The organism is Oceaniferula flava (assembly GCF_016811075.1).
In the GTDB taxonomy this organism is placed as follows: domain Bacteria; phylum Verrucomicrobiota; class Verrucomicrobiia; order Verrucomicrobiales; family Akkermansiaceae; genus Oceaniferula; species Oceaniferula flava.
Genome location: NZ_JAFBGL010000009.1, coordinates 136757 through 150836, shown reverse-complemented (window position 1 = coordinate 150836; position 14080 = coordinate 136757). Strand labels below are relative to the sequence as shown.

At 56.5% G+C, this 14080-nt stretch carries 11 protein-coding genes; 5 read left to right on the top strand and 6 right to left on the bottom strand.

What is annotated here, in order from left to right; translation table 11 throughout:
- Positions 1–13: 13 nt before the first annotated feature.
- Both JO972_RS13635 and mnmM read right to left on the bottom strand, forming a co-directional pair.
- Complete coding sequence (locus tag JO972_RS13635; RefSeq protein ID WP_309490621.1) at positions 14–340, bottom strand: hypothetical protein; 327 nt, start codon at positions 338–340, stop codon at positions 14–16.
- Between the two features lie 108 nt (positions 341–448).
- Positions 449–2041, bottom strand: coding sequence for a tRNA 5-(aminomethyl)-2-thiouridylate-methyltransferase MnmM (gene mnmM, locus JO972_RS13630; RefSeq protein WP_309490620.1), 1593 nt, complete (start codon positions 2039–2041; stop codon positions 449–451).
- A 170-nt stretch (positions 2042–2211) separates the two neighbouring features.
- Here mnmM and JO972_RS13625 point away from each other — a divergent pair, with 170 nt between their 5' ends.
- The gene (locus JO972_RS13625) at positions 2212–3786 is read left to right on the top strand and encodes a sulfatase family protein (RefSeq protein WP_309490619.1); all 1575 of its coding nucleotides are present in this window, start codon (positions 2212–2214) and stop codon (positions 3784–3786) included.
- 58 nt (positions 3787–3844) lie between these two features.
- Here JO972_RS13625 and JO972_RS13620 read toward each other — a convergent pair whose 3' ends face one another.
- Together JO972_RS13620 and JO972_RS13615 are read right to left on the bottom strand one after the other, a co-directional pair.
- On the bottom strand, positions 3845–5389 hold the full coding sequence (locus JO972_RS13620; RefSeq protein ID WP_309490618.1) for a sulfatase family protein: 1545 nt from the start codon (positions 5387–5389) through the stop codon (positions 3845–3847).
- 109 nt (positions 5390–5498) lie between these two features.
- A complete protein-coding gene (locus JO972_RS13615; protein ID WP_309490617.1) occupies positions 5499–5954 on the bottom strand; it encodes a CYTH domain-containing protein in 456 nt (151 codons plus the stop codon).
- Between the two features lie 87 nt (positions 5955–6041).
- On the opposite strand from JO972_RS13615, the gene JO972_RS13610 reads away from it, so the two are divergent.
- Positions 6042–6470, top strand: coding sequence for a YeeE/YedE family protein (locus JO972_RS13610; RefSeq protein ID WP_309490616.1), 429 nt, complete (start codon positions 6042–6044; stop codon positions 6468–6470).
- A complete protein-coding gene (locus JO972_RS13605) occupies positions 6467–6892 on the top strand; it encodes a DUF6691 family protein (protein WP_309490615.1) in 426 nt (141 codons plus the stop codon). Before JO972_RS13610 ends, JO972_RS13605 begins: the two co-directional genes overlap by 4 nt.
- Positions 6893–6936: 44 nt before the next feature.
- Here the strand turns inward: JO972_RS13605 and JO972_RS13600 are convergent, their stop codons facing one another.
- Positions 6937–7179, bottom strand: a complete 243-nt coding sequence (locus JO972_RS13600; RefSeq protein ID WP_309490614.1) for a hypothetical protein — start codon at positions 7177–7179, stop codon at positions 6937–6939.
- Between the two features lie 324 nt (positions 7180–7503).
- On the opposite strand from JO972_RS13600, the gene dnaB reads away from it, so the two are divergent.
- Positions 7504–8964: a replicative DNA helicase gene (gene dnaB / locus JO972_RS13595; RefSeq protein ID WP_309490613.1), complete on the top strand. Its 1461-nt coding sequence runs from the start codon at positions 7504–7506 to the stop codon at positions 8962–8964.
- A gap of 20 nt (positions 8965–8984) precedes the next feature.
- Here the strand turns inward: dnaB and JO972_RS13590 are convergent, their stop codons facing one another.
- The gene (locus tag JO972_RS13590; protein ID WP_309490612.1) at positions 8985–9713 is read right to left on the bottom strand and encodes an AraC family transcriptional regulator; all 729 of its coding nucleotides are present in this window, start codon (positions 9711–9713) and stop codon (positions 8985–8987) included.
- A 169-nt stretch (positions 9714–9882) separates the two neighbouring features.
- Between JO972_RS13590 and JO972_RS13585 the strand changes: the two genes are divergently transcribed.
- On the top strand, positions 9883–14031 hold the full coding sequence (locus JO972_RS13585) for a PVC-type heme-binding CxxCH protein (RefSeq protein ID WP_309490611.1): 4149 nt from the start codon (positions 9883–9885) through the stop codon (positions 14029–14031).
- The last annotated feature ends 49 nt before the right edge of the window (positions 14032–14080 follow it).

Genomic DNA, 14080 nt, shown 5'->3' with positions numbered 1-14080 from the left:
CGAGGGGCCGTAATTACAGGTAAGGCACGATGCGCAGCACCATCACGGTCAAGCTGACGTAGAAAATCCACTGACTGATCCTCAGTCGCTTTTTTGGATGATGGGACATCTGCACCATAGCCACCAAGAGGTTGTAGAATAAAAAACCGAGCACCATAAACATGGCGATGATCGACACGGCGACTGTCGTATTGGTGCTGAAATGACCAAAGGCCACAATCACTGGCCACATGAGATAGGAACTCAGCAGGAAATGGTGCACTTCTTTGGCCAATGGTTTCACTCCGCAGTCGTTCAAAGAAGGGCGGCGTTTTTTCATCATGTCGAAGAGCGGTTCCATGGCGGTGTTCAATTACTTAGACACAGATTACCGCCACCACAGCTCTTCGACTGTTATAATCGAAGTCTCTCTTTCCTCCGATCTCTCCCAGCGGCGGTGGAGGAGCGCTTATTTCTTTCGTGCCAGAAGGAGAAATGGAGTGCTGCTGCGATAGCCAGATCGCTGGTAGAGGTGCATCTCGTATTGCTCCTCTGGTAGCCCTAACAGCCAACGTTTCACCTGCGCCGCCTCGGTATCCCCTCCGGCGTGGCCTGGGTAGCACATCACGCTCAGCAAGCCCCCGCTTTTCAGCAACGCCACCGCCTGAGACAATGCTCGGAGTGTGCTGTCCTCCTTGGTGATCAGCGATTTGTCGGCGCCTGGTAGGTAACCGAGATTAAACATCACACAGGAGACCTCGCCTTGCACCACGTCCTCCATCTCTGCATGCGATCTAACATGAAGCTGCACAACGTCGTCGCCGACACCGCCTTCAGTTAGACGAATGCGGGCGGACTCAATCGCTTGCTGCTGAATATCAAACCCGATCACCTGACCGCCAGCCCCCACCGTTTTAGCCAGAAACAGGGTATCGTGCCCATTTCCTACAGTTGCATCGATCACGGTATCGCCATCGCTCACACACTCCCTAACAGCTGCATGCGCTGAGGCGATTAAGCTCCCACTTATCAAATGCTGAGAATGATTCGCGGTAGGAAATACCAACTCTGGATCGATTTCACATTCACTAGTTAATACCTCAGCAAAATGTGTCGCCACCGCTGGAGCCATCAGCGAGCCTTTGGAGCCAAGACCATTGAAAAAGCCCACCTGCTTGTGCTCGGCATGAAACCCGATCACTGGCCGGCTATTGCGGATGATTGGCCTAACACCCGCTTCGTGACCAACTACCTTCAGATCCGCAGGACACCAGCTGGAAATTTTCTCCATCACCTCCTCGCGCCCCCCGGCAGTGGGTTCAGAGTCGAGACGATTCCATTCATAAGTGGCTCCAGCTTTCCAAGTGCCGTCGCCTCGCGGTGCTAACCAGCCGTTAGCATGGTAGCGTTTATCGGAGTCGAGGCCGTCGACATTGAGCGTCAGAATCTCCCCCTTGGCACTCCGATGCGGCACGTTGCCAAACCATCCCCCTTGCCCCAGTCCGTAGGCACCTTGACAGAGGATGATTTTCTTTGCAGTCACATCCTGCCAGCTGATGCTTCCTTCTGAAAAACGGACATCCTTTTCTGAAAATTCAGCCTCACGCCATGCGTCCTCCGTGATCAGCCGATTTCTAACCACATCGAGAAATTTTCGAGTGTCCAGCCAAGCACCGTCATGCATGCGCACCCCTCCGTGCTCAGCGGTGAGTTGGCACTTGCTCAGATCGGTCTCGCTGCCCCAGCGTTGGTGTTCGTCAGCCTTGCCTCTCCACTTCGTTTGTTCTTTTTCGGAGCCAAAGATCCGGACCACGTCCATGGGGTGATAAAACTTCTCACCAGTCTTCTTTTCCAATTTTTGATAGAAGTCCACAGCCGCAGGAAGATACTCATGCTGTCGCCATGCTGGATTCAGACCTTTTCCTGTGACCGGAGTGACCAATCCGGCCGCCACCCGCGACGATGACCCAGCGTCCTGCCGGTCCACCACCAGTAGTCGCTGCCCACGAGCCAGCAGAGACATCGCCAGCGTGCTGCCGGCCAGTCCTTGTCCGATAATCAAAAAGTCGACATCCATCGCGTCTTTGTTTCCACCTTCGCGGGACCTACGGCAATCAGAAAAAACACCAACGTCATCCACGAGCGCCAAGTATGACGCAATGAGCTCCCCCTTTTGGATGTGAATACAGCTTAGACTGAAAGGGTCACTTCACATTCTACTTATCAATCTTCATGAATTCCCCATTCAACTTCGGCCTGCTGCTCTCAGCCTTGGCCATTTCCGCGCCACTCAGTCATGCCGCCGACAAGCGGCCGAACGTTCTCTTTGTCGTGGTCGATGATCAATCGCCATTCGACCTCAACGTCTATCAGCCTGACTCGAAGTTGGAGACGCCGCGCATTTCCCAACTGGCCGCTGAGGGCATTGTCTTCGACGCTGCCTACCACATGGGAGCGTGGAGCGGGGCGGTCTGCACGCCGTCGCGCCACATGATCATGTCGGGCCGCACTGTCTGGCACATCCCCGGTAAGTCGAAAAAGCAAAACCCACACACCGGCAACGATAAACTGGTGCCGCCAAATCTGGCCAAAACCACCCTCGCTGCGGTCTTTAACAAAGCCGGCTACGACACCATGCGCACCTGCAAGAAGGGCAACAGCTATGCCGCCGCCAACGAGCAATTCACCATCGTCCACGATGCCACCAAACGCGGCGGCACCGACGAAACCGGCAGCGCCTGGCACGCCGAACAGGTGCTGAACTACCTCGGCACGCGCGATGAGAAAAGCGCCCCGTTCATGATCTACTTCGGATTCTCCCACCCACACGACATCCGCGATGGCAAACCTGAGTTGCTCGCCAAATACGGAGCCAGCAACCATCGCGACGAAAATGCACTGCCGAAGGCCGACCCCAAACAGCCCCAACTCCCAGCCAACTATCTGCCGAAACATCCCTTCGACAACAGCCACCTGAACGTTCGCGATGAGACCAAGGTCTCCGGAGTCTGGAAAAACCGCGACGAACGCACCATCCGCAATGAGCTCGGCCGAGAGTTCGCCTGCAGCGAGAATATCGACATCCAACTGGGACGCGTGCTCGACAAGCTCAAAACCATGGGTGAGCTGAATAACACCTACATCATCTACACCTCCGATCACGGCATGGCGATCGGTCGACATGGGCTGCAAGGAAAACAGAACCTCTACGAGCACACCTGGCGCGTGCCCTTCATTGTCAAAGGGCCCGGTATTCAATACGGTGTCCGCAGTGAGCAGAACATGTATTTGTTAGACATTCTCCCCACCCTCTGCGATCTCACCGGAGTGCCCCGCCCCGCCACGGCTGAAGGGGTCAGCTTGGCTCCCGTTTTGAAAGGTGAGAAAGCCAAGGTGGAGGGTCGTGACACCCTTTACGGCGTCTACGCAGGTGGTGCCAAACCTGGCATCCGCACGGTGAAGCAGGGCGACTGGAAACTCATCAAGTATGAAGATGCCAAAGGCAAATCCAGCCACACCCAGCTGTTCAACCTCGCCGAGAACCCACATGAACTGATTGCTGCGCACCAAGCTCCCGAAGTCACGGCTCTCACCGGAGTGAAACCCAAGGCGACACAAACCAACCTCGCCACCGATCCTCAACACGCTGACAAACTTAAGGAAATGGAGGATCTTCTGTTAGCTCAAATGCGCCAGCACGACGATCCCTATCGCTTCTCCAACCAACCCCAAGACGGGATTGAACCGATCGAGACCAAGGCGAAAAAGAAGAGAAACAAAGCGAAAAAAGAGAAGGCTGCGAAATAGCCTTCTCCTTAGTCCGTGTCATGGCAGCCATGACACGGGTCAACTTGTTAGAAACTAACTAGTCACTCAATCGCGGTGCTGTGTGCTTGGAATCGCGCAGCAATTTCAGCTCCTCCTTGAGTTCTTTGAGTTTCTCAGGGTTCTTTTGATAGAGATTGTCCGACTGGATGACGTCCTCTTCCAAATTATACAAATAGACGGGAGCCTTCTCAGGTTTCACCCCGTGTTTCTTATACCACTGCGACGTCACCCTGTTGTGATGGCCATTGCCGGTATCGATCAGAACCCAATCACCTTTTCGCAGCGCGTAGGCACCAGCTCTGGTATTGTGCACGATGGCATCTCTCCCCGAACTTTCCCCGCCCTTCAAAACCGGCATCAGGGAAAAGGAATCCTCAGCCCCGCGGTCGGCCGGAAGCTTGATGCCGGTGGCCTCCGCGATGGTGGCAAAAAGATCCACCTGAGACGCCAGCGCCTCGGTGCGGCTGCCCGGCTGGGTGACACTCGGCAGTTTGACAATGAATGGCACGTGATGCCCACCTTCGTAGAGGTCACGCTTGGCACCACGGAAAGGAGCTGACGACCAATGGTCATACTTCGCGTCGCGGGGGTAAGCATAGTGCTCGGAGCCGTTGTCGGCGGTGAAAATCACCAGGGTGTTGTCGGCTTGACCCGATTCCTCAAGGGCGGTGAGCAGCTTGCCAACGATGTGGTCGGTCTCGTAAACAAAGTCACCATATGGCCCGGCCTTAGATTTCCCGTCAAACTCATCGTTGGGAATGATCGGTGCGTGCGGCGATGGAAAGGCGAAGTAGAGAAAGAAGGGCTGATTCTCCTTGGCCTGTGCCGTGATGTATTCCGCCCCTTTTTTACCGAGCGTCGGCAGCACCTCGTAGGGATTCCACCCCGTGACCATGGGGCCGGGGCGACACTCCCAATTTCCCTCCTTGATCTTGGGCCATTTGGCGGGGTCCATCTGAGTGTCGGGAGCCTTCACCAGCTTGTCATCTTCAATCCATGCGTAAGGAGGAAAGTTGATCACGTCATCGCCGAAGTAGTGGTCGAAACCTATCGATAGCGGACCGTCGGGAATCGGCTTCGACCAATCAAAGGCATTCGCTGGGTAGTGGGTTTTCGCCCGTCCCTTTTTCGGTTTCACCTTAGAGAGTTCCACCGATTGGTTCCGGATCGCACTGTAACCCATGCCCAGATGCCACTTGCCGATCGCCGCCGTGTTGTAGCCATGGCTTTGCAGCAGCTTCGGAATGGTCAGCTGGTTTTTCTTAAATACACTGGGACCAAACGACTGCGCAATGCCGTGGAAATCGCGCCAGTGGTAACGCCCGGTCAGCAAGGCGTAGCGCGATGGCGTGCAGATGCCAGACGACGAGTGACCGTCGGAAAAGGAAAGCCCCTCCGCGGCCAGTCGGTCGAGGTTCGGCGTGGGGATCTTCGAGTTGGGGTTGTTTGAAATCAAGTCACCGTAGCCCATGTCATCGGCATAGAGGATGAGCACGTTGAGTTTATCTCCGGTGGCGGCGGGAGCCGGGGCTTGGATGGCTAACAAGGATACCAGCGCGATGCAGAATGGATGGGTTTTCATAAACAATGGATTGCCGTCCAGACTATGTGAAAAAGGGATCGTGACAATTCTCCAATCCACACAAATTTACCGAACTCACGCCGGAGCTCGCCACGGTGCTACCGGCCGCTTACCACTGCGTAAATGGACGCACACTCAGCGCGGAGTTCGCATAGCGTGAATCACCGCTGACCTCGTTCCCCACCCATGCGGGTTTTTCGAAAGGTTCATCTTCGGAGCCAAGCTCGATTTCTGCCACCGCGAGGCCGGCATTGTCTCCTTTGAAGACGTCGATTTCCCAAACGTGACCGCCACGCCGATGGTAATAGCGGGTCTTTTCCACGAGAGGTCCCACCGCCATACCCAACAGCTCCTGAGCTTCGTCGGCAGGAATTTCATATTCATACTCAGGTCTGGAAATTCCCGAGGTCCTGCCTTTGATTGTCAGCACAGCACGCTCACCCTCCAGTCGGATGCGGACGGTGCGATCGATGTCCTTGCAGAGATACCCCTGCACCATTTCCACCCCATTTTCACGGGGGAACTCACCATGCAGTAAAAATTTGCGCTCAATTTCAGTGGCCACGGTGCGAAAGTTAGGTGCTCGGACCCGCTTTGACCAGTTCATCCTCGGGCATCTTGACTCCTTTGAGTTCCGCCTTAGTTTATCCCTGTGCTTGATGGACCTTACACAATTTACCACGCGCTCGCTGGCGGAGTTCTGATCGGTCTGGCCAGTTTTCTCGCCAGCTTCGTCACAGGAAAAATCCCCGGCATCTCTGGCGTTTGCGCTCGCTTACTCATCCCCGCCACGCCCGACAAGCTATGGCGCCTCACCTTTATGATAGGCTTGATTGCCGGGGCTGGCATCGCTTTTTCCTCACTGAGTGCAGCGGCTATCTATCGCCCCCAATCTTCTGTTTGGGTCACCGCGCTCGCCGCTTTGCTGGTCGGCATTGGCACCCGTGTTGGTGGTGGCTGCACCAGCGGTCACGGCGTCTGCGGCATTGGCCTGGGAGCCAAGGACTCGCTGATCGCGACCTGCACCTTCATGGCCTTCGGCATCCTCACTGTTTACCTCACTCACCACCTGATCGCATGAGCCGTCTTTTTCTAACATTTCTAGCCGGCCTGCTGTTCGGACTCGGTCTCGCAGTCAGTGGCATGACCGATCCTACGCGGGTCATCGCCTTCCTCGATGTCGCCGGGGCTTGGGACCCTTCGCTGATCTTCGTCATGGGTGGAGCCCTCGGAACCTACGCCCTATGCATGTTCATCACGCATAAAGTGCGCGGCGGCAAAGGCATGGATCAGACCGATCTGCCCTGCGGCGATTCCGAACCGCTAAACCGTCGCTTGCTGATCGGGTCGGCCCTGTTCGGTATCGGCTGGGCCTTGGCGGGATTTTGCCCCGGTCCGGCACTGGCCAATCTCGCCGCCCTGCGAAGTGAGGCGTTGGTCTTTGTGCCCCTGATGCTCGTGGGCATGAGCATCGCGCATTACGGCTTCGGAGCCGACCGCTAAGGCGCTGCCCCATGCCCCCATCCAGCGGGTTTTCTAAGCGAGGACTAAGCGAAGAAATCCAATCGGTCGTCGGGGTCCATACCCACCGGAGCGGTGCGTGCCAAGATTTCACGCAGTGGCAACTTCGCCAAGCGTTCCAAACTCCCGGGCTCCGCTGGCTCGAGGACGATTTTTTGCTGCACCATCTCGGGCAGAGAGAGGTTCTGCTTCTTCGCCTGATTCCGCAATGCGTGATAAACGGAGTGAGGGAGCTGGATGGTGATCTTTTCGGAGCTGGTTTCATTCATAAGGCCTGCAAACTATCGTGGCTTTGTGAAAATTTGATGAAGTGGGGATGAAAAAAACATCACAGTTCCATCGACCGGAAAACGCACTTATTCACAGCTTGTTCACATGTTGCTATTTTCAACAATGGACCCAGACACCTCAAACAGAGACACTTTCCTAGATGCGGTAATTTCTTATTCACGACTTATCCACATTTTATTCACAGCGACTTTTTCCAGATTTGATCTACATCGTGTCGACCTCGGCGCTCATACTTATCACCACAATTTCTCTCATTACCCAGATTGACCGCCAGAGGTGATTGCTCTAAGACAGCTCTGTCCATGGCCACTGATACCCAATCCACCAAATCCAAAATGAAAGGCGGACCTGCGCTGCAAAAAGGTCCTCAAGAAGCTGATCACAGCTCGTCTGAGCGCGCCCTACCTCACGCCATTGGTCCGGAAAAAAGCATCCTGTCGTCGATGTTTCAAGACCCACAGGAATACGTCGCTGCGGCGATTGAAAACAAGCTGACCGACCAGCATTTCTACCACCCGGCGCACGGCGCCCTGTTCACCATTCTGCTGGAATTTTTCGAGCAGAACCTCCCGATCGAGCTGGTCTCACTGACCCAGACCCTGATGGATCGCTCGCTGCTGCCATCGGTCGGTGGCCCTGCCGCGATCACCGAGATTTACACCTACGCGCCCACTCACGCTCACTTCGCCCACCACCTTGACATTGTTAAGGACAAATACGTGCTGCGCTCGGTGATCAGTCAGTGCACAGAAGCCATCACCCGCGCCTACGATGAGCAGGAAGAAGTGGAAGCGCTGCTGGACAACGTCGAGCAGCAGGTGCTGGCCATCCGTGAGGGTGCCGAGAAAAACACCGAAGTCACCGTGGAGAGCTCGGTTGCCCAAGTGCTCGACCAACTGCAGGATTTCTTAGCCGGCAAGAGCCAAGGCAACGGCATCCCCACCGGCTACCCGGACATTGACAAGATGTCGAGTGGCCTGAAAGCCGGTGAGATGTTCATTATCGCCGCCCGTCCCTCGATGGGTAAAACCTCGTTTGCGATGAACCTGGTGGAGCACATGTGTCTCGATCAGGGCCTGCCTTCCATGGTGTTCTCGCTGGAGATGAGCGCCACCCAGCTGGTTGAGCGTTTGCTCTACGCCCGCTCCCGCTTTGCCAAATCCAGCCTGATGAAAGGCTACAAACCGGTGAAGGCAGACCTCCTCAATATCAAAAAAGCGGCCGAAGAGATCAAGAACTGCAAGCTCTACATCGATGACACCCCGTCGATCAGTATCAACGAACTCCGCGCCAAGGCCCGACGGAAGAAAAAGGAAGGTGACATCAAAGTGATCGCCATCGATTACCTCCAGCTGATGCGCTCGAACTCGAAGCAGGCGCAAAACTCCCGTGAACGTGAGGTGGCCGAAATTTCCGCCGGTTTGAAAGCCCTCGCCAAGGAGCTCGAGATTCCAATCATCGTGCTGGCGCAGCTGAACCGTGGCCCTGAAAGTCGTGTCGGTAACAGCGGCGGCGGCGGTAAGCCCCGGATGTCCGACCTTCGTGAATCCGGCTCGATTGAGCAGGATGCGGATATGGTCGGGCTGCTTTATCGTTCCGCCTACTACGCCGATAACCAGGAAGACCGCGACGAGGAAGACGGCAAGGCCCAGCTGGTCATTGCCAAGAACCGTAACGGTCCTACCGGCGACGTCCCCCTGACCTTCATCAAGGAAATCATGCGCTTCGAATCCCGCGCATGGGGTGATGACGATGAGGAGTAAAGACGGACTGGAGCCGCGCTTCAGGCGAGCAGGGATTTCCGATAAACACTCGGAGTCATCTTCATTTCCCGTTTGAATGCCCTGCTGAACACCACGGGGTCCGGATAGCCCAGTTGCTCGCCCACGGAGGCGATCGAATAGCTGGTGTCTGCTAACATCCGACAGGCTGCGGAGATTTTGACCTGACTGATAAAGCGCCCCGGCGTGCAGCCGAAGTGTTTTTTAAAATGCCGCTCCAGGCTGCTAATCGAGAGCCCGCAGGCGTCGGCCAGCTGATCCACCCCCAAACTTTCGTCGAGATGTTCGTAGATGTAGTCCACCGCCTTGCTTACCGAAGCTATCGGGCCACTGACACGTTGGTGAGCATTGGAGGGGCGGGATAATCCGGCCATACCGATCACCTGACCATCGCGCTGATGCAGGGGGATTTTGTTGGTGATATACCAACGCACGATACCCGGCCGATGCGTCACCAGCTCCGCCTTTTCCATGATGGGCACGCCGGATTGGCAGACGGTGGTGTCGTCCTGAATGTAATTGGTCGCCAGTTCGGCCACGAACAGTTCGGCATCGGTTTTCCCCACAATTTCATCGGCTCCACGCTGCAAGGTCTCGGCAAAGGCACGGTTGACATGCACGTAGCGTCCGTCGAGATCCTTGATGTAGGTGATGATATCGGGCAGCAGATCCATCAGCACGGTCGAGATTTGCCCCGGGTGCAGTTGATCGAAAAAATCACTGGGTTTCATTGATGGTTGCATGAAAATTCTGGTATGCCATGAATGCGCATTCCCTGTTGGAGGGCAGCCATGGCAAGTTAGGAGATTGACGGAAATAGTCAATTTTTTGGCGAAAATATCCCATTAACTTTGCGCCCCTATCTTCGTATCTTATCGAAATCATCAATTGCAATCATCTATGAAATCCAGACACCCTCGCCTCTTGACTCCCCTTCTGTGGAGCAAAGCCATCCTCACGATCCTGACGGTATTGATCGTTTCCGCCTCCTTCGCCGAAGCGAAGAAAAAGATCCTGTTCATCGCAGGAAAACCCAGCCACGGCAATGGCGAGCATGAGTTCCGCGCCGGTTGCATGTTGCTCGCCAAGGCACTGAACGAAAGCGGTCTGGATGTGGAAGCCAAGGTTCACTACTACGGCTGGCCGAAAGACGAATCCATCTTCGACGGCGTGGACGCCTGCGTGATTTACGCCGATGCCGGTGGTCGTTTTGGCGACAAATACGCCGTGCTCGATGAGAAAGTGAAAGCCGGCATGGGGATCATGTTCATGCACTACGGCGTGCACCCGCCCAAGGAAATCGGCCAGAAATACTTCACCCCATGGATTGGCGGATACATGGAAACCGGCTGGTCGGTGAACCCGCACTGGATTGCCGACATGACCCCCAAGGCCGGTCACCCGGTCGGCAATGGCATTCAGGACAAAATCACCGCCTACGATGAGTTTTACTGGAACATGCGCTTCCCCACCAAGCAGGAATGCGATTGCTGCCACGCACTGGCCACCGCCACTCCGACACCGGAAAAAATCGTCCGCTACATCAATCTCTGGAACGAACACGGCGTTGCCACAATGAATAAACCTCAGGCACTGATGTGGTGCCGCGACCCTGAAACCGGAGCTCGCGGCGTCGGCTTTGTCGGCGGCCACTACCACCGGAACTGGGCGATCGACGAGTTTCGCCAGCTGGTGCTGAACGCCATTGTTTGGCTCGCTCGCAGCGAGGTGCCGAAAGACGGCGTCCCCTCCAAACCGATCACCCAAGAGCAATTGAACGAAAACTTGGATCGTCCCGTCCCAGGCAAACCGGTGCTCCTGCCCACAGAGGCCTTGCTGAAGCAGAAGCCGATGAAAATGCCTGCACCAAGAAAGAAAAAGAAGGCCGAGAAAAAGAAGAAAGCTCCCCGTAAGAAGGCCCAAGCCCCCACCAGCAGCGTGCTTTTCCAAAGCCCTGTCATGAAGGCGTCCGATCCCCAACGCACGCAGCAAGTCAGCGTCGATGTGACCGGACTCAAGGAGCTGGAACTACTGATCGACGACCTCGGCGACAAAGCCAACGACTGGGCCAACTGGATTGAGCCTACCTTCATCGACAAAGACGGCAAACGCACACCGCTCACCGCGGATCACGTCGCCAAATCCACCCAAGCATGGAGAACGCTGCAGCACGGAAAAAATGCCGCAGGCAGTCCGCTCAGTATCGGAGGTAAAACCTACACCCAAGGACTCGGCACCCACGCCAAGTCGTCCATCACGGTGAACGTTCCCCAGGGAGCAACTCAGTTCACCGCCCTTGTGGGTCTGGACGACGGAGGAGTTATCCGCGATGGCAAACCATCCACCGCTGCGGTCCGGTTCTTCGTCAAGAAACCACGCGACCCGAACGCCCCTTGGGAGCCGAATGAGGCACCACGCAATGTGGACCTCGAGTATTTCAAAGTCCCCGAAGGACTGGAAGTCACCCGCTGGGCCAGCTCGCCCCTGCTCTACAACCCCACCAATATCGATATCGACCAAAAAGGCCGCATCTGGGCCGCCGAAGGGGTGAACTACCGTCGCCACAAAGGTCGTCGTCCCGGTGGCGACCGCATCGTGGTCATCGAAGATAGCGATGGTGACGGCGTGGCCGACAAGTCACACACCTTCGTGCAAGAGAAGGAACTGATCGCCCCACTCGGTGTGGCGGTGTTTGATAACGTTGTGGTGGTGGCCCAGCCGCCGCACATGCTGGTTTACACCGATGTCGACCGCAACCTGAAGTTCGACCCGAAAGTGGACAAACGTGAAGTGCTGCTCACCGGATTCAATGCTGGTAACCACGATCACTCACTGCACTCCATGACCTCCGGTCCGGACGGCAAGTGGTATTTCAACAACGGCAACTGCGGTGCTATTTTCACCGACAAGTCAGGAAAAACATTCCGCATGGGCGGCACCTATTACAAGAGCGGCGGCGGCGACTGGTATGTCGATCACCGCAAGCAAGCCGGTAAGAAAAGCGACGATGGCTTCGTCTGGACCGCCGGTTTCTCCGTGCGCATGAACCCGGACGGCACCGAGGCTGAAATCATCGGTCACGGATACCGCAACTCTTACGAACACATCAACACCTCACTCGGCGACCTGTTCCAAAACGACAACGATGACCCTCCAGCGTGTCGTGTTTCCTACGTGCTGCCCTACAGCTCCGCCGGTTACTTCAATCGCTTCGGCACCCGCAGCTGGAAACAAGATAAGCGCCCCGGCCAGGACCACGCCCGCGCCCACTGGAGACAGGACGACCCCGGCACATTCGATTACGGTGACGTCTACGGCGGCGGCTCGCCCACCGGTGTGGCATTCTACGAAAATGGAGCCCTCGGCGAGAAGTGGAACGGTCTGTTGCTCTCAGCCGAAGCCGGCAAAAACGTCATCTTCGGATACCAGCCAGAGCCTAACGGCGCCACCTTCAAGCTGGATCGCAACGATTTCTGCACCACCAACCCGGAAGGCCAGTTCGCCGGTTCGGATTTCATTCTCCGCAATGAAAAAACCGATCGCCACAAGAACTGGAAAGGCAAGGAAGCGCCCACCCAGTTCCGCCCCTCCGATGTCGCTGTCGGCCCCGACGGCGCGATCTACATCTCGGACTGGTTCGATGGTCGAGTCGGTGGTCACGGCGATCGCGACAGCTCCTGCTCGGGAGCCATCTACCGCATCGCCCCGAAAGGATTTAAGCCAAGCATCCCGGCCGTGAACTTCAACACCACCGAAGGCCAAATCACTGCGCTTTCCAGCCCGGCGATCAACGTCCGCTACTCTGGCTTTAAAGGTCTGGTGGCCGGTGGAGCCAAGTCGCTCGATGCCGTGGAAAAACTGATGAACCACCCGAACAAGTGGGTGGCCGCGCGTGCCATCTGGGTGCTCCCCCATCTCGGCGAGGCCGGCTTGGCCAAGTGCGTCAGCCTGCTTGACGACCAGAACCCGGAAATCCGTCTGACCGCATTCCGCGCCCTGCAACGGGCCGATAAGGACTACCTCGACTACGCCATGAAACTGGCCTCCGATGAGTCCCGCGCCGTCCGCCGCGATGTCGCTCTTTCCCTGCGTGGTGTTCCCGCCGCCCAGTCCGCGTCCATCCTCACGACCCTAGCCAAGAGCTATGTGGAGAAGGATTACAACGGCAACGATAAGAACTACATCGAATCCATCGGCCTCGCTGCCGAGAGCCAAGAGAACGCCATCTGGCTCGCGATGAAAAAAGAACTCGGCTCAGACAATCCGGACGAGTGGAGCGACAGCTTTGCCCGCCTGACCTGGCGCCTGTGGCCATCGGCCGCCGTGGCCGACCTCAAGGCCCGTGCCACCAGCAGCAAGTTGAGCCACCCGCAACAGGTCTTTGCCGTCGAGTCGCTGGCCTTCATCGACGATGCATCCGCAGCCGAGGCCATGCTCGACCTCGCCGCTGGAGATTCTCCCGTGAAGGCAGAAGCTGGCTACTGGTTGTTCCGTCTCGGCACCGGCGTTTGGAAGAAATTCAACCTCATGCCCGAACTGAAAAAACGTGGTATTTACGATCCGGAGAAAATCGTGGTCACCCCTGTCTCCGCGCCGAAGCCGACCCAGAAGCCCTCGTTCAGCCCGGCTGACGTGCTTGCTCTCGAAGGTGATGCCGCCAAAGGTAAAGCCACTCTCATGCGCTGCATCATGTGCCACCAAGTCGACGGCAACGGCGCCAACTACGGCCCCTTCCTCAAGGGCTGGGGTCAGACCCAGACCAAGGACGTGATCGCCCGCAGCATCATCGATCCTTCCGCAGACATTGCTCACGGATTCGATGGCTACACCGTCACCCTGAAAGATGGTAAAAAAGTGGACGGCCTGGTCATTAGCAATGCGGATCCGGTGATCATCAAGTCCACAGGCGGCGTCACCCAAATGATCCCCAAGGATCGCGTCAAAGATGTTAAACGCATGAAGCACTCACTGATGCTCTCCGCCGATCAGCTCGGGCTCAAGGCCCAGGACGTAGCCGACCTCGTTGAATATCTCAAACAGTGGAAATAGGCCCGCTTTCCTAAACTCCCTCCCCATCCGCCATGTCTCCACTGCGAGC